11 protein-coding genes are annotated in these 15,701 nt (G+C 58.9%); 3 read left to right on the top strand and 8 right to left on the bottom strand.

What is annotated here, in order from left to right; translation table 11 throughout:
- Positions 1-117: 117 nt before the first annotated feature.
- The 6 genes from GOQ25_RS07485 to GOQ25_RS07460 all read right to left on the bottom strand — a co-directional run bounded on the left by GOQ25_RS07485 (position 118) and on the right by GOQ25_RS07460 (position 10,129).
- A complete protein-coding gene (locus GOQ25_RS07485; protein WP_160349837.1) occupies positions 118-2,475 on the bottom strand; it encodes a glycosyltransferase in 2,358 nt (785 codons plus the stop codon).
- A 72-nt stretch (positions 2,476-2,547) separates the two neighbouring features.
- Entirely contained in the window at positions 2,548-3,966 is a 1,419-nt protein-coding gene (locus GOQ25_RS07480; protein WP_160349836.1) for a mannose-1-phosphate guanylyltransferase/mannose-6-phosphate isomerase, read from the bottom strand.
- 153 nt (positions 3,967-4,119) lie between these two features.
- Complete coding sequence (locus GOQ25_RS07475) at positions 4,120-5,220, bottom strand: glycosyltransferase (protein ID WP_160349835.1); 1,101 nt, start codon at positions 5,218-5,220, stop codon at positions 4,120-4,122.
- A 266-nt stretch (positions 5,221-5,486) separates the two neighbouring features.
- Positions 5,487-6,884 carry a 3-deoxy-D-manno-octulosonic acid transferase gene (locus GOQ25_RS07470; protein ID WP_160349834.1) on the bottom strand — a complete coding sequence of 466 codons (1,398 nt, stop codon included), beginning with the start codon at positions 6,882-6,884 and terminating at the stop codon, positions 5,487-5,489.
- Between the two features lie 18 nt (positions 6,885-6,902).
- Positions 6,903-7,922, bottom strand: coding sequence for a lipopolysaccharide heptosyltransferase I (waaC, locus tag GOQ25_RS07465; protein ID WP_160349833.1), 1,020 nt, complete (start codon positions 7,920-7,922; stop codon positions 6,903-6,905).
- Positions 7,923-8,089: 167 nt separating this feature from the next.
- Positions 8,090-10,129, bottom strand: a complete 2,040-nt coding sequence (locus tag GOQ25_RS07460; RefSeq protein ID WP_160349832.1) for an acyltransferase family protein — start codon at positions 10,127-10,129, stop codon at positions 8,090-8,092.
- A 410-nt stretch (positions 10,130-10,539) separates the two neighbouring features.
- Between GOQ25_RS07460 and GOQ25_RS07455 the strand changes: the two genes are divergently transcribed.
- The 3 genes from GOQ25_RS07455 to GOQ25_RS07445 all read left to right on the top strand — a co-directional run bounded on the left by GOQ25_RS07455 (position 10,540) and on the right by GOQ25_RS07445 (position 13,570).
- Entirely contained in the window at positions 10,540-11,109 is a 570-nt protein-coding gene (locus GOQ25_RS07455) for a carbon monoxide dehydrogenase subunit G (RefSeq protein WP_160349831.1), read from the top strand.
- Between the two features lie 102 nt (positions 11,110-11,211).
- The gene (locus GOQ25_RS07450; protein ID WP_160349830.1) at positions 11,212-12,654 is read left to right on the top strand and encodes an MFS transporter; all 1,443 of its coding nucleotides are present in this window, start codon (positions 11,212-11,214) and stop codon (positions 12,652-12,654) included.
- Positions 12,655-12,661: 7 nt separating this feature from the next.
- A complete protein-coding gene (locus tag GOQ25_RS07445; protein WP_160349829.1) occupies positions 12,662-13,570 on the top strand; it encodes a DMT family transporter in 909 nt (302 codons plus the stop codon).
- A gap of 30 nt (positions 13,571-13,600) precedes the next feature.
- On the opposite strand, the gene clsB is transcribed toward GOQ25_RS07445, so the two are convergent.
- Both clsB and GOQ25_RS07435 read right to left on the bottom strand, forming a co-directional pair.
- A complete protein-coding gene (gene clsB, locus GOQ25_RS07440) occupies positions 13,601-14,815 on the bottom strand; it encodes a cardiolipin synthase ClsB (protein ID WP_160349828.1) in 1,215 nt (404 codons plus the stop codon).
- Positions 14,812-15,675 (bottom strand): endonuclease/exonuclease/phosphatase family protein, encoded by an 864-nt coding sequence (locus GOQ25_RS07435; RefSeq protein WP_160349827.1) that lies wholly within the window; start codon positions 15,673-15,675, stop codon positions 14,812-14,814. The genes clsB and GOQ25_RS07435 overlap by 4 nt, the downstream gene beginning before the upstream one ends.
- Positions 15,676-15,701 lie beyond the last annotated feature (26 nt).

Here is a 15,701-nt window from a genome sequence, read left to right as displayed (position 1 = left end):
GAAAAACGTGTTGGAACTCCGCTAAAAGTTACGCTGCGGAGGCGGCGTTCCAGGCCGCTATTGTAGCGTCGGAGGATGTGCCCGATGATCCTGCCATTTGACAAGGACATGCTCGCGCTATCGACGTAGGCGACGCCAAATCGGACGAACCAACTGCTTTGCGAACGCGAGTATCTTGGCGCCTAACGAATCGCCTTGTGCAAAACGGATGTAACGCTCCGCTAGCGCATGAGCACGTGAATACTCGCCCGCCGCCGATACAAAATGTGGCTCTCGTTGTTTCGCCAGGAAGCTTTTCTCCAAAACGTATTGGCGTCTTAGCGCTGATCCACGTACTAAATAGTATTGGCTGAGCGTGCCCGCATCGTTTGTGGTTCGATTCAAACCGAAGATTCGCTGCACACCCTCTTCGTGACTATTCTGTCCATAGGTAGCCTGCAGCAACGAAGTAAGACCAGCCGTCAAGCGTGGCGCAAGGGCTGGTTCTTCGACCATCTGCTGTAGCGCATTCACATACGATGTGGCCATGTCCTGATCGTTTTCTAGTGAGGACAGTAATATGCCTGTTTCACCGTTAACAATGACTTCCGAAATGCCGCCGACATCTGGGGCAATAATCGGCAAGCCAGCCGCACCGGCCTCGAGAATGACATTTGGGACGCCGTCATTCCAGCTCGTGTACAGGAATACATCGTAGCTTTCCAGCGGCAGGTTGAAAAAGCCATGGAATGGCCCACGATACGTCAACTCAGGCTCAAGACTCTGGTCTGGTTGTGACGCCTCCGTGAACACGGAGAAGCCGAACGCATCGATCTGGATATCTAACGACCGATTGCGCAGTTCTGCAGCAATCAAGGGAAGCAATTCGGGCCGCTTTTGTTCATCGAATCGTGATGCCCACAGGACACGCACCGTAGCATGCGTACCCGTATTCCTTGAGCCCCTGCTGATTAATGGTACGTGTGCATGGAGAACATGCCATTTGTGTGCGTATTGTGGGACGACCGCTAAATCGCGGTCCCGCATTACCGTGCTGTCACAAATAATCCCCTCGAATATATCGATATAGGTCTTGATAAAATCGAGCGGCGAATAGGTTACTACGAGGCGCCCATCCTTTACTTTTTCTACATTGTTGAATCGATAGAAAAAACACCGATACGGCTTGAGTAATTGGGAATACCGTTGAACCAACGTAACCCCAAAGACCGAACTCAGGAAATGCAAACGCGCCGTAGGAGCCAGCCGTTCGATCGCTTTCAAGGCGACCAGACATCGATCATCCATCGAAAGATAGGGGTCGAGTACAGGCAGGTTAAGCACCGTCACATTTACCGGCAGATCCCCCTCCGCGGACACTCCGTTATAGTTTTCGCCACAGATAAGCAAAATCTCTGCACGAGGGTTTAACTGAACGATCGCCCTTATTACCTGTAAAACATATTTTTCTGCTCCCCCCTTCGATAAAAAAGGGAAGAAGAATACGTCACTAAAATTGCAACCGTCGATAATTGTTGCTGCGTCTAGGTATACCTGCCCGGCAGCAGTACCGTTCTGGTGATTGAACCAGAAAGGAACACCCTTAAACTTCGCAAGGGTGATCTCCGGCTCTAATCTTCCCGCAAGCTCGAATTCCGCCTGAATATCACTACGCTTGAGGGTGTCATCACGTAGTTCAGAGGCAGACATATCGCTAACGGCAACACGACCGTGACGAGCCTCCCACTCCCGATGTAGCTGAATAAAACGCGCCGGCTCGAACAATTTCGATGGCGCAATTTGGCGTGACGACAACGCATCAGCACTACGCAATAAACTTCCCGCTCGCTGGCGATAAAATAAAATGGTGCCCTTTACGGTTTTAACGTCATAACCGGCAGCCACCGCTTCACAGTTGAAATGCCAGTCCTCATATGCATGGCCTTGAGACAGCCGAGAATCGGAAAATTTCACCTGATCGAACAGTGAGCGATGTGCGCACACGCGGGATATGTACGGATGATGCTTCAAAAACGCAAGAATCCCAACGCGATCGAGATCCGAGTAATGCGTAATGTGATAGTTATCTCCGAAGGCGAAAAGAAACTCGGGAAAAAAGATCGTTTTTTCTGATGATTCCGCTGCTTCAATCAGAGTGGCTGAGAAATAATTAGTCGATATCAGATCGTCTGCATCCGCGAGGAAGATGTAGTCTCCTCGCGCCAATGCGATGCCATCATTTCGGGATAGCCCAAGCGATCCGTTCGACACCTCAATCACTTTATGCGCGTCATAACGCCTGAGTGGATACTGCGTCATGGCGCGACGGGTTATCTCGTCGGCATTGTCTAGCACGGCGATAATTTCAACATGGACGCCTCGCGCCTGCACATCGGCGACTGCGGCATCTAACGAGGCTAAAGTAATCGGTAACAGGTCACCTTCACGGTGAATATTTAGTACGATGGATATCGAACTGGCCAACGTCTGATTCATAATCCGTTCTATATTTTCTTTCTGATCGCTTTCGCTATTGATGAAGTGGCGGCGGCCCCCGTAATCTTCGCCCTACGCCATGTCGTAGACTGAAAAACGTACGATGTCGTCCTCGCCCAAATAGTCGCCACTCTGCACTTCGATCATCACCAGGTCGAGCACTCCCGGGTTTTCCAAGCGATGTTTGCAGCCGGCCGGAATGTACGTGGACTCATTCGGACGTACAAAGAACTCTCCGTCACCGTTAATGACCCGAGCCATACCGCTGACAACGATCCAGTGTTCACTCCGATGGTGGTGCATCTGTAAACTCAAGCTGGCACCCGGCCTGACCACGATACGCTTGATCTTGAAACGAGGCCCCTCTTCGAGGACGGTATAAGTGCCCCATGGGCGCGTTACCGTACGATGAAGCCGGTAAGCATCGTGACCTTCGGACTTCAGCCGATTTACGACTTGTTTAACTTCTTGCGCCCGATCAGGATGCGCGAGCAGCACCGCGTCGGGAGTATCGATAACCAGCAAGTCCTGTACACCTACGGCAGCAATCAAACGATCCTTTCCCTGCACGTAAACATTATGACTATCAATAAACATTGCGTCGCAGGTCGCGCGATTTTCATCTTCGTCTGGTGCAGTCAAATCGCGTACCGCAAGCCATGAGCCGATATCGCTCCAACCAAAATCGCCAGGAACAACGGCCACGTTAGATGATCGCTCCATCACCGCGTAGTCGATGGAAATGTCCGGCACTTTGGTAAATGTTTTGGCGGGAATCTCGGTCGTCGAGGAGTCGTGCCCGCGAGCCCCACATATGTCAGCCCAGCAAGCACGCGTCGCGAGGTCAACATCGGTGGCATGCTGCGCGAGTTCATTGAGAATGACGCCCGCCTTAAAGCAAAACATCCCGGAATTCCAGACAAAACGCCCCGAGTCTACATATTCTCGAGCCTTGTCCAGCGAGGGCTTTTCTACAAAACGCACTACCTGCTTACCATCGCCTACGTCGGCGCCAGTTTCGATATAACCAAAACCGGTTTCTGGCCCGGTAGGAATGATGCCGAACGTGACCAGTTTGCCTTGTTCGGCCAATGTCCGGGCGCGAGATACCGCAACTGCAAAACTAGCCTGGTCCCGCACGAGATGATCAGCAGGCAGCACCAGCATGAGGGCGTCGGGACCGTAACGGTCTGCCACGAAATGCGCGGCCATCGCCACGGCGGGTGCCGTATTACGGCCAGCGGGCTCAAGCAGGAATTGGGTAGACACATCAAGCTGCGTCTGCGCCAACTCATCCTTGCTCATAAAGTAGTAGTCGCGATTGGTGACTGTGAGAATGTCGTTGGCGCCCACGGCCGCCGCACGCCGATAAGTTTTTAGCAGCAGGCTTTCGCCATCCGGCAGCTTCATGAATGGCTTGGGATAACCCTCGCGAGAGACGGGCCAGAGGCGGGTACCCGCCCCGCCAGACAGCACAACAGAGATCAGCATGAAAATGCCTTTTAGCGTTTAAAGGGAATGACGGCTACTTCTGAAGGCCGGATCCCGATGACAGACTGATGAACAATAGTAGTCTGGAGTTATCTTGCGCCGTTGGCAGTCCGCCAGGGCAGAAAACCTGCTGCCCTATGTACGAATCAACGGTCAACGTCCGTGTTTTTTCTTCTTAACAATCATCCACTTGGGAATACGGAACAGCACTAGTTTTCGATAGAGCATGACGTATCCCATGGCGAATGCGAGCACGCACACCATCAATACAACCGGCATTTGCCAGAACAGCACAGCGGGGATCACGCCCAGCGACGACAGTAACCACAAATACGGCGATGTCAGCGAATTGCGCCAGGTCAGATGATGCGCTTCCCGCGACCCCACCACCCATCGTACGACACGCTTGTAGATCAGCATATGCAGATGCACGCCGTCCGGCGCGCCCGGAGAATGACCGCGCAGCCACCGTTTCCGATAAATAGAAAATAGCGTCTCGAATACGGGATAGATGCACAACAGCAATGGGAACCAGGCAGACACCTCTGGATGGCGCACCAGCAGCAATACCGACAGCTCCCCAATCATGAACCCCAGGAAATACGCCCCGCCATCACCTAGGAAGATATGGCCGCGCGGGTAATTCCAGAAAAGGAAACCGATCACACTGCCTAGCATGCCCAGGGCCACGATCAGCAACATGCGATCGCCCAGGTAGAAGCAAACATAGGCAAAGCCGGCAAAAATCATCGCTGACACCACCGCAGCCAGACCGTTATAGCCATCGATGATATTTAGCGCGTTGGCAGCTCCAGCGATCGCAAACACCGTAAAGAAGAACGAGATAGCGCTGTACTGCAGCAACCAATCCAGCCCGATGATATCCACGCGCACGACTGCCGCGCCAAGTAAAAAGTAGGCAAGTGCTCCCGAAGCCATGGCGAGAGCCAGCCGGGTGACTACCCGGACGCTCTTGGTCAGATCTTCGAACAGCCCCCCCAAAAACGCCGGCATGGCTGAAATCAACAATAACAACAGTTCAGGCAGCTCTTCGGTCTCACGAAAAGCTGCCACCATACAGATGGCCAGCATGGCGCCCACTAGGGACACGCCTCCCACCCGAGGGACCGGCTTGGCATGAAACTTCTGAACACTGTCCAGCTCGGAATCCAGGATATGCCCGAAGGTTCGGAACCGGACGATCAACGCTGTGAGCACCAACGAAGTAAGAAAAGCGATCAACAGATATTGCATAGCGTAGCTTGTGAGGAACCGCCGGAGGGCAGGCCCAAGCGGATTGTATAGGCCGGTGTTCGAGTTAAGTGTTTCAGGAGAGATCTGCTTGATGCTTTCTTGTCAACGTTTGCGTCCGCTTTACCACGCGGATGGGGTGTATCGCCCACGCGACGTAGCACCCTCCCTCATTAACAATTGCGGCATTTTATTAAAAAGGTAGCCGTCAAAATCTAGCACAATATTGCAGAAATATTCAGCCTTCCACACTGGGCCGCTGGATGCAGCTAGTGATCCCAGTCTCGAAGTGCCCCCAGTGTGCGCTCGGTGGCACCGGCATGCCCGGCCGCCCAGGAGGCGGCCGCCCTACCCATCTTTGCCCGACGCGGCTCATCATCCACTAATGCCAGAGCCAATTGCAACGCAGCGGACGCCTTGCCCGCCCGACACACACCACCGGCCGCAATCGCATCCTGCGCGGCCTGCTTGAAGTTAAAAGTATGCGGCCCGACGATCGTGGGCACACCGGCCGCGCAGGCTTCGATTAGATTCTGCCCACCGAACGGCAGGAAGCTTCCGCCTACGATGGCGACATCCGCTGCACCGTAGTAGAACGCCATCTCACCCAATGAATCGCCCAGTAATACAGAGACCGGTGAATCTGGCCGGGAGCCGTCCTCATCAGGCACAAAGAGAGTTTCAGCCACGGGAGAAGGCCCTCTCTTGCGCGCCTGAGCAGACATGACCATTTGCGAGCGACGATGATACGTCAGGCCCATCTCATCTAACGCGATAGCGGCCGCAGAGAAGCGCTGCGGATGACGCGGAATCAATATAAAGAGAATAGATGCAGAGGCTTTTGAGCCCGACCCCGCGCGAGGCGCTGATTGCGGGTTTGCCACATCCAAGCAACCTCGTATCGCCCGCGCAAACAGCGCATCCTCGCCTTCACGGGTACTGGCGATCACCACCACCGGCCGCGCTAACGCCCGCCTAAACGCCCGACCCGCCCGAAGCTGATCCTCGGGCAGGCGCATATCGAACTTCAAGTTGCCCGTCACCGTGACCGCCCGCGCACCCGCTTGCCGCAGTCGCTCTGCATCCTCGGACGTCTGCGCCAGCACGGCATCCAGCCCCCCCAGCGCCTCGCGCAACGCACGCCCAAGCCACCTCGCCTCCCGCAACGACGACTCGGAAAACCTTGCACTCACAAGCGCCATGCGTATGCCCTGACGCCGAGCCTCGGCCAGCAAATTCGGCCAGACTTCACGCTCGATCAACAAGCCGCAACGCGGGCGGACGTGGGAAAAGAACCGACGCACCGCCCCGGGAAAGTCATACGGTAACCAAGTTTGGCGCAATTGGCCCGTCTGAATCGCCTGGGAAAATAAGCGCGCCCCTTCCGCACGGCCGGTCGCTGTGGTGTGGGTGAGCAGCACCGGCAGTCCCCGGTCGAGCAATGCCTGGATGAGCGATTGGGCCGCGCGCGTTTCCCCCAGACTGACCGCGTGGACCCACACTGGCGACTCGCTAAAGGTAATATCGTCCTGGGCAACCGGCCGCCCGAACCGCGCCGGCGACCAAATACCCCACTCGCCGCCCGCGCGGCGCGCACGCTTGAGCATCCACAGCCAGATCAAGGGCGCGAGAACATACAACGCCAGCGTGTAAGTACCGCGCCGCATGTCAGCAGGTTCCTATATCTAGCCAGCCGCGAGGGCTTGATCGACCGAAGCCAGCACCGCCGCCCGCGAAGGCGGCGCGCCACGATCGCCCAGGCTGGCGGTGAAACTGGACCCGACCAGCGGCGTGCGCACCGGCGTCGAAGCACGATAAATCCCGATCGTGGGCCGCCCCAAAGCCGCCGACAAATGGGTCAATCCGCTATCTAATCCCACCATAATGCGCGCCCCGGCAAGCTGGCGGGCAATCGCCGTCAGGTCCATCCGCGGCAGCACTTCTACCCCATCGAATCCTTGCACCAGCGCTTGCGCGCGTTCCGTTTCCTGGGCATTGCCGGCCAGCAGACGCAGCGTGCATCCCACCTCGCGCAGCCGGGTAAATACAGCGCGCCAGTCTTCCGCGGGCCACAGCTTATCCTCGCGGCTCGCCGACGGCATGATGACGGCATAGCCGCGATCGTTATTCACATGGTGATGCGGACGCGCGCAGCACTCGGCGGCGACGCACGACTGAGCCTCGGCCTGAGCCTGTTCCACGAACGCCTGTAGTCCAAAGTCCGGCGCGCCGCTATAGCTATAGCCAAAAGCCTGGGCGGCCAGCTCACGCTGCCGGGTCACGGCAGGCTGCCAGAATTCCACGCGATGGCGCACCTGATAAAACAAGGACGCCAGCGGTTCGCGCGCGGACCGCCAATCCAGCCCATGACGCACGCCGCGCGTCTGACGCACCAGCCAGGCGGACTTCATCAGTGCCTGCATGTCGAGCACCACGTCGTACTGCACCGCGCGCAGCCGCTCGGCCAGCGCGTGGCGCTCGGCTTTCACCGAGGGCGACCACCATGCCTTGCGCCAGCGGCGATGGGCGACCTTGATCACCTCATGCACGGCCGGGTGCCAGCTAGGAATTTCCGCGAACGCTTCCTCCGCCACCCAGTCGATGACCGCATCGGGGACGTGGCGCGCTATGTCGGAAATCGCCGGCAGCATGTGCACGAGATCGCCAAGCGATGACGTGCGAACGATAAGAATGCGAGTTGCCATTAATTACTAGCAGAAACCTTCGGGGTGTATTTATGCAAAAACCCAGCAGGCCTTCGCGCGTTATTTGCGGGGTAATCCGGGCCTGCTGCGGCCCGGTCCCGAACCAGAATTCTGGCAATTTACAACAAACCACCGCTTCATGACGGACAAGGTGTGATATCCGTGCGTCATCGGGGAGCGGACACCGATCGCAACAAGGGGACAAAAACCGCTTTCAACCCCAGCGCGGCATCATCGGTGAGCTGATGTTTGCTGCTATACCACGTGCGCCCCTGGCGCGCCGCGAGGCAGTGGTCACCGGCGCATAGATCGACGACAGGATCCACGATCCCGAACGGTTTGACCTTCGGCCATACCTCTTCGATAGCCTTGATCACCGGTGCTTGCCGTGCGCGATGCTGCGCAAGCGTTGGCCCAAAAACATCCGCACCCTGCTGGCTCACGCTCAATAAAGCCAATTCGCGCGGCGCGTCGTCGCTCTCTAACTCGGGCACATCCAGAATCACCGTCACCGCTTTGCCGGCCTGCTGCAAATAGCGAATGGTGTCACGCAACGAGCTGCTGAAATCCGTCAAAGGGGTAGACACCAGATTGGAGTCCGTCGGTGCGGCCGGCGATTCGGCCGCGCCTATCCAGTAGCCCGCCAAGATCACTTGCTGAATCGGCGAACGCACAACGTAGTCCATCGCTTCTTGTGTGATCTGCGCGCATTCCGGCCGAACGGCAGAGACCGCGCCACGCAGCGGCACACAATTCGCGTAAGTCATCGCCACGCCATGAATACCCAAATCGCGCGACACGGAGTCAAATGCACTGACCCACATCCGCGCATGCGAGTCGCCCATGAGGACGTAGTCAGGCACGGCATCGGGCTTGGGCGGCTCTCCCAGCTGGCATCCGGATTGTCCGGCACGGATCAGGCCAAGGTCAGGTTTGCCTTCGCAATCCAATCCTGGCGGGACGCTCGTATCCTGTTCGAGTTGCGTCAATACGGGCGGCAACTGCTGCCGATCGCTCCGGCCGGCATGCACGGCATAGGTGCCGGCCACCAGAGAAAGCGCGGTCAGTATCAATGCGCCTGTCAGGATAAGAATAGGTCGACGCGTGCGGCCGCGATTACCCTGGAAGGGACGTTCGACGGCCCACCATGTCAGCCAGGACAAGGCAAAGGTCACGATCAGGGTCATCCAACCCGGAATCTCTGGCCATCCATGCACCGTCCACACCGGTGACCGCGTCAATACCAGCAATGGCCAATGCCACAGGTAAAGCGAAAAGGACATGGCGCCGATCCACACCAGCGGACGCCATGACAAGGCCCTCGCTAACAGCGTGCGTTCGGGCACGCAGCCGCCAAGCAACAACAACGCCGTGCCAATAACGGGCGCCAGAGCATGTTCGGCCGGATAAGGGGTCGTGGCATCGTAGGTCAATACGCCCCATAGCACGCAAACCAAACCCACTACCGAGACAATGTCACCCAACCAGCGCGGTGGCTGGCCCAGCCGCGAGCCAGCTAAAGACGCGATCAGCCCACCCGCGAGGAATTCCCACGCCCTGCTGCTCAACAGATAAAACGCCCCGGCGGGATCGCTGCTCAGCTGTATACCACTGACGCCTAACGACACCAGCAGAAGACCCGCCAACAAACCCGCGATGACCCACATGGGCGGGGCGGTATCGCTAGCGTGGGCGGCGCTGCGCCGACAACCGCGGAAAATCAATACCAAGAGACATGGCAGCAACACGACGAATTGCGCGGCAACCGCCACTGACCACGTCAGCAATAGGGGCTGAGTCGCCAGCGATACCTGCTGCCAATAGTTGTTGGCACCGTCCCAGAAAAAGAAATTGGCGGCAAAATAAGCCGCGTGCTGTGCCGCCTGGCCCGCAGCACTGAAAGCGTCTGGCATCAGGCCATAAAACCCTGCCACCAGCGTACCCACCAGCACGACCGTCAAAATGGGCACGACCCGCCGTGCCCGCCGCGCATAGAATGCCAAGAACGAGAAATCGCCTTGGTACAGGCTCGACAACAAGCTTGCAGTCAGCAGATAGCCTGTGATGACAAAGAAAACATCGACACCGACATAGCCCCCGGCAAAACCGGCCACCCCGGCATGAAAGAGCATTACCGCTAAAACGGCCAGCGCCCGCAACCCGTCGATATCAGGACGATAGGCGGGGGAATAGGAATAGGAAGACATACGGCCCAAGACTGCCCGGTTTCACAATGACTCGCGTCGGACCGCGCGCGAGCGCATCGGTTCAACCTCGACAGTTTGCATCGGATTGCGAAAGCCACGCAGCGCCGTCTGCTGGACGACGGCCGGCAAAAGAAATAGCCCCGCGCACGCGCGCATGGGGACTGCGGCCCAACTCAAATTCGACAATAGCAAAATGACTCCATCCATACAGGCCAGACCCAATACTAGCCGCTGATGATATTGGGTGTATGCGCAGTTTACCTGCATCTAATTATGCCGTTTGGCTACCAGTGGCGAACGGCTTGAGATGTCGCACCAGGGCGTCACCCGGGCGGCACCGACCTCGAATCAGTGACAAGCGCCACGGCCAGGTCCACAATGGATCTATCCCATAGATCGAGGAGACCGCCATGCGCATTGCCGATGCCCAATGGATTCCCTCCACCCCGCATCAGACCTGGGATGCGTTGATGGATCCCGCCGTGCTGCAAAAGTGCTTACCGGGGTGCGTCCACATCGAGCGACGTTCACCGACGGAGTACGCGTTATGCCTGCAAAGCCAGGTGGGCGGCGTGGAGTCCCGATATGAAGGCGAAGTCTTGCTCTCGGAATTAAACCCGCCCCATAGCTGCTCACTGGCGTTCGAGGGCAAAAGCGAAACCGCGAGCCTGGCCATTGGCACGGCACAGATCCAGCTTGCCGACAAAGACGATGGCACGCGGCTGGCCTATACCGTAGCCGCCATGGCCGGTGGCAGCCTCGCGAAAGTCGGTGAACCGCTATTGCTAAAGGCCGGCAACAAAGTGGTGTCGCAATTTTTCGCCGCTTTTATCGACCACATGGCCAAGTTGCCGCGCACCGCGCCCCCTCCCGCGCCTGCCGACCCACCCGAGCGCGGGCTGGCGGCGTCGCGCTGGTCTTGGGCGATTGTCATCGCCGTGGTGGTGGCGCTCGTGGGGTACCACGCGTTTTTCAAATAAACCGCGCACCTTGCCTTTTCGGACGCGATACGTGCGATGCCATGGCACCGGGCACGCTAATGATGTTTAATTCTCTGATCGGTCAATGATATCCTTGGTGCAATGAACGCAGCCGCCACGCCTCCCGCCGAATCGCCCGCCGAACCGCCTCGAACTAAACGAGATCTGCTGATGGCCATGGCGGGCGTGTCGGCGACCGTGGTACTGGCTGCGTTTGATTCCACCATTGTGAGCACCACATTGCCACGCGTGGCCGAGGCGCTCAATGGGATGGCGCTCTACGCGTGGGTGGGTACGGGATATCTGCTCGCCACGGCCGCGTCAATTTTGATCTTTGGACGGCTGGGCGACCTCTTCGGTCGCAAACCGTGGATGCTGCTATCCATCGCCATTATCGCGCTAGGCTCGATTTCCTGTGGGCTATCGCAGTCGATGGAGCAGCTCATCGCGTTTCGGACGCTACAAGGCGTAGGCGGCGGCATGATGATCGCCACGGCGTTCGCCGCGCCCGCCGACCTGTTTCCTGATGCCAAGGAACGCGTGCGCTGGCTGGCGCTGGTGTCGGCCACCTTCGCGATGGCCAGTGGCATCGGACCCTTGCTTGGCGGGGCCGCGACCCAGGCGCTGGGCTGGCGGGCGGCATTCTTTATTTCGCCTTGCGCCGCGATCGTGGCGATGTTCTTGCTGGTGCGTTATTTCCCTCGCATGCGGCCAGCCGGCGCACAAAGCGGCGGACAGCGCATTGATTGGCTCGGCGCTTTGTTGTTGGTCATCGCGGTCAGTGCACCGCTGGCCGCGATGGAATTAGGCTTTGCTCCTGGCGGACATGCGCATCCCATGGCGGCACTGGCCTTGGCCGTCGCGGGGATCGCGGCCATCGCGTGTTTGATCCCGTATGAACGGCGTATTGCGTGGCCGATATTCCCATTACGCGTCATCGCGCAGCCTGAGCCGCAGTTGCTGAACATCGCGTCACTGGCCGTCGGTGCGGTGATGTTTATTTTGATCTTCTTCAGTCCCCTGCTGCTGCAGACGCAGATGGGCTATACGCCCAGCGAGGCGGGGCTGCTCCTGACGCCGCTGGTCGCGGCGATTCCGGTGGGCAGTATCGTCAGCGGCTATCTGTTTCCGAAACAGACCGAGCCGCAACGGCTCATGGTGTTTGGCGGCTGCTTGTTGGCCGTGGGTTCATTGATGGTGCTGACCTTCAATGCCGACTCGCCCGTGATCTGGATCCTGGCGGCGTTTTTCGTCAATGGCACAGCATTGGGATTCTTGTTGCCTAACCTGACGCTATTCATGCAGATGCTGAGCGAACGGCGCGATGTGGGTGTGGCGTCCGCGCTGGTGCAGACGACGCGGGCCATTGGCAGCGCCGCCGGCACGGCATTGGTGGGCATCGCCATCGCTCGCAGTTCGGTGCTCGATGGCGTGCGCATGGGCTTGGTGTTTTCCGCCGTGCTGGCGTTGATCTGCGCCTATCTCGCGCATCGCGTGAAAATGAAAAACGTGTTGACCCGTCAGGCCGCACGTCGCAACGCCTGAGCCCGCCATGCGACGTCGCGATCTGCTGGACCTGATCACGTTGGCCGCCTTGTTTGGCGCGTCTTTTTTATTCATGCGTGTCGCGGTACCCGAATTCGGTCCTGGCCCGCTTGCGGCTCTGAGGGTAAGTTTCGGTGCCTTGACGCTGCTGCCCATCGCTCTGATGCGCGGCCGGCTGCCCGTCATTGCGCGACATTGGAAAGCCATTCTGGGCGTGGGCGCGCTCAACTCAGCGATTCCCTTCATCCTGTACACCTATGCCGCGCAGTCGTTGGGAGCGGGCTTTCTATCGGTGGCCAATGCCGTCACGCCCGTCTGGGGCGCGGTCATCGGATGGATATGGTTCAAAGATCGCCTGCCGATGTCGCGTACGATCGGCCTGGGTATCGCGGTGGTGGGCATCGTCGTTCTGGTCTGGGACAAACTGGATTTTCGCGGCGGCGATGCCGGGGGAACCGCGATTCTGGCCGCTATTGGCGCGCCGCTTTGCTATGGCATCGCGGCCAACTGGACCAAACGATTCCTGAGCCATGTCGATGCGCTTTCGAGCGCCACGGGGTCCATGCTGGCGGCAGCTCTGATTCTTTCGCCTTTCGCCGTCTTGCACTGGCCGCAGACGCCGGTGTCAGGCCAGGCATGGCTGGCGACGCTGGCGCTGGCCGTGGGCTCCACCGGCTTCGCCTATATCCTGTTCTTTCGTCTCATCAGCCGCATTGGCCCGACGGCCGCGGTCAGCGTGACTTTGCTGGTGCCGGTATTCGGGGTGTTGTGGGGCGTGTGGCTGCTTAACGAAAGCGTGACGCCTTCGATTCTGGCGGGCGCCTGCGTGATCATGCTGGGCACAGCCCTCGCGTTGGGTTTAATCGGCGGCGCCAAGCGAGAGGCCAAGCCCAACACAACCACGCGCAGCGAGTAACGGTGCCACCCCTCAGGGAATTCGCGGCGATCAATAGTCGCCAGCGCGCCCCGTCAATGCCACACCAATACGCAGCATCCGATAAGCCACCGCATCCACACAGCGTTTGCCCCATCCGCGCTTGTCATAGTCCGAACGGCGCACAAGGCGGCCTCCATCGCGAATAGCGGTCTCCAAGCGTTCTTGCAGTTCGTGCGCGAACGCTGCATCGTCCACCACGACATTGGCCTCGCGCGCGAGCAGCAAGCTAAACGGATCCAGGTTGGACGAGCCCACCGTCGCCACGTCGTCGATCACCGCTACCTTGGCATGCAGATAGCTCGGCATGTACTCATAGATCTCGACGCCGCCCTCAAGCAGCTGATCGTACAGTGACCGCGTGGCGTGGTACTGCAAGTGGTATTCGACCTTGCCCTGCAGCAATAGTCGTACGCGCACTCCCCGCTTGACCGCGTCAAGCAGTGCGCGACGAAACTGACCGCCGGGAAAGAAGTAAGCGTTGGCAATCAAGATCTCGCGTGTCGCATGCTCGATGCCATAGAGATACGCGCGCTCGAAAGTCTGCCGATACCGCACGTTGTCACGCAGCACGAGTGCGGCACGCTGAGCGCCCACTGCGGCGACCGGGGGCTTCCTGGCGGGTACGCCCAGCCGAAACCTGCCCCATTCACGCGGATGCCGGCGCAGGCGTGCCCAGTTCAAACGCACCCACAGGAGTTCTTGGGCATGCACGGCCCGGGCGACCAACGACCCTCTGATTCGCACGGCAAAGTCAAAGCGCGGCGTGGCGATGCCATCGTCTGGGTCCAGATCGTCGTAGTCATCGACCACATTGATACCGCCCACGAAGGCCACCTCGCCATCGACCACCGTCACCTTGCGGTGCAGACGCCGCAGTCGGCTGCGCGAGGGAACCAGCCGTCGATACCACGGTGGCTCGGGACGAAAAACACGGCAATACGCACCGGCCGCACGCAACCGGTCGTGCACGGCCTGCGCCGAATCGGCGCAGCCAAAGCCATCGAGCACCACACGCACCTTCACCCCACGACGCGCCGCCTGCTCCAGGCTTTGCATGACCTTTACGCCGGTTCGATCCAGCACAAAGATATAGGTTTCCAGGTGCACACTGACGCGCGCGGCATCGATTGCCTGACAGAGCGCCGGAAAAAAGTCGGCGCCGTTTTGCAGCAGCTCGATGACGTTATCGTCGGTCCAGTCCAGCCTGACGATATCGCCCTTCACGGCAGCTCGAGCTCCGCAAGCAGCGGCGCGTGATCCGACAGGCGCGCCCACTGACGTCCACGCAGCACGCGCGCACTACGCACGGCGAAACCGCGTTGGTAGATGCGATCCAGGCGGAACCAGGGGAACAAGGCGGGAAAGGTGCGAGGTGGCGGCGCCAACGCGCACACCGCGCCATCCATACCCAGCTGATTGCTGCGCTCTTGCACGGCAAAGGCATTGGGCACGCCGCGCAGCGCATTGCTCAGGCGCCGCACGGAGTCGCGCAGTTTCGGCAGGTCGCCGCCATGACTACGGGGAGCGTTGGCAAAAACCTCCACCACCCCCAACTGCTGCACGAACAAGGGGGCAAGCCTGTCGTTCCAATCGTTGAAGTCGCCGGCGATCAGAATCGGATCGCCATCGGGCACCAGACGCGAAATGCGCTCTGTCAGGGCGGAGATTTGCCGCGTGCGACTCCCGGCAAAGAGCCCGAGGTGCACGACAAAGCAATGCACATCGCGATCCTGAATGCGCACGCGCGCATGCAGCAACCCGCGCTGCTCCAGGCGATGATCGGAGATGTCCTGATTTTCGTGGTCCAGAATGTCGTACCGCGACAGCAAGGCGTTGCCGTGCTCGGTACGGTCGCGCACGGCATTACAGCCATAGGCGACATTCAAATGCAGGGCTGCGGCCAGGGACTCATGCTGTGCATCGAGCATGGAACGCTGGTCGTTGCGGCCCTGTACTTCCTGCAGAAACACCAGGTCGGGGCGCAACCCGTACAGACCCAATCGCAAACCATTGAGCGATTCACGATGTCCCAGGGACGAGCGTCCCTTGTGGATGTTGTAGCTGACGACGCGGATTAGCGACATGAACCGAATGACGCCCCTCTATGCAA

Origin of the sequence: Bordetella sp. 15P40C-2, assembly GCF_009763235.1 — a bacterium.
In the GTDB taxonomy this organism is placed as follows: domain Bacteria; phylum Pseudomonadota; class Gammaproteobacteria; order Burkholderiales; family Burkholderiaceae_B; genus Bordetella_A.
The sequence above is the reverse complement of the archived record's forward strand: the minus strand, read 5'-3'. Positions and strand labels throughout refer to the sequence as shown.

Excerpts from the sequence above, each read along its gene's own strand:
- GOQ25_RS07450 (WP_160349830.1), top strand. The coding sequence starts at position 11,212 with ATGAACGCAGCCGCCACGCCTCCCGCCGAATCGCCCGCCGAACCGCCT.
- GOQ25_RS07470 (WP_160349834.1), bottom strand. The coding sequence starts at position 6,884 with ATGCGGCGCGGTACTTACACGCTGGCGTTGTATGTTCTCGCGCCCTTG.
- GOQ25_RS07460 (WP_160349832.1), bottom strand. The coding sequence starts at position 10,129 with ATGTCTTCCTATTCCTATTCCCCCGCCTATCGTCCTGATATCGACGGG.
- GOQ25_RS07455 (WP_160349831.1), top strand. The coding sequence starts at position 10,540 with ATGCGCATTGCCGATGCCCAATGGATTCCCTCCACCCCGCATCAGACC.
- GOQ25_RS07445 (WP_160349829.1), top strand. The coding sequence starts at position 12,662 with ATGCGACGTCGCGATCTGCTGGACCTGATCACGTTGGCCGCCTTGTTT.
- GOQ25_RS07475 (WP_160349835.1), bottom strand. The coding sequence starts at position 5,220 with ATGCAATATCTGTTGATCGCTTTTCTTACTTCGTTGGTGCTCACAGCG.
- GOQ25_RS07480 (WP_160349836.1), bottom strand. The coding sequence starts at position 3,966 with ATGCTGATCTCTGTTGTGCTGTCTGGCGGGGCGGGTACCCGCCTCTGG.
- GOQ25_RS07485 (WP_160349837.1), bottom strand. The coding sequence starts at position 2,475 with ATGAATCAGACGTTGGCCAGTTCGATATCCATCGTACTAAATATTCAC.
- GOQ25_RS07435 (WP_160349827.1), bottom strand. The coding sequence starts at position 15,675 with ATGTCGCTAATCCGCGTCGTCAGCTACAACATCCACAAGGGACGCTCG.
- waaC (WP_160349833.1), bottom strand. The coding sequence starts at position 7,922 with ATGGCAACTCGCATTCTTATCGTTCGCACGTCATCGCTTGGCGATCTC.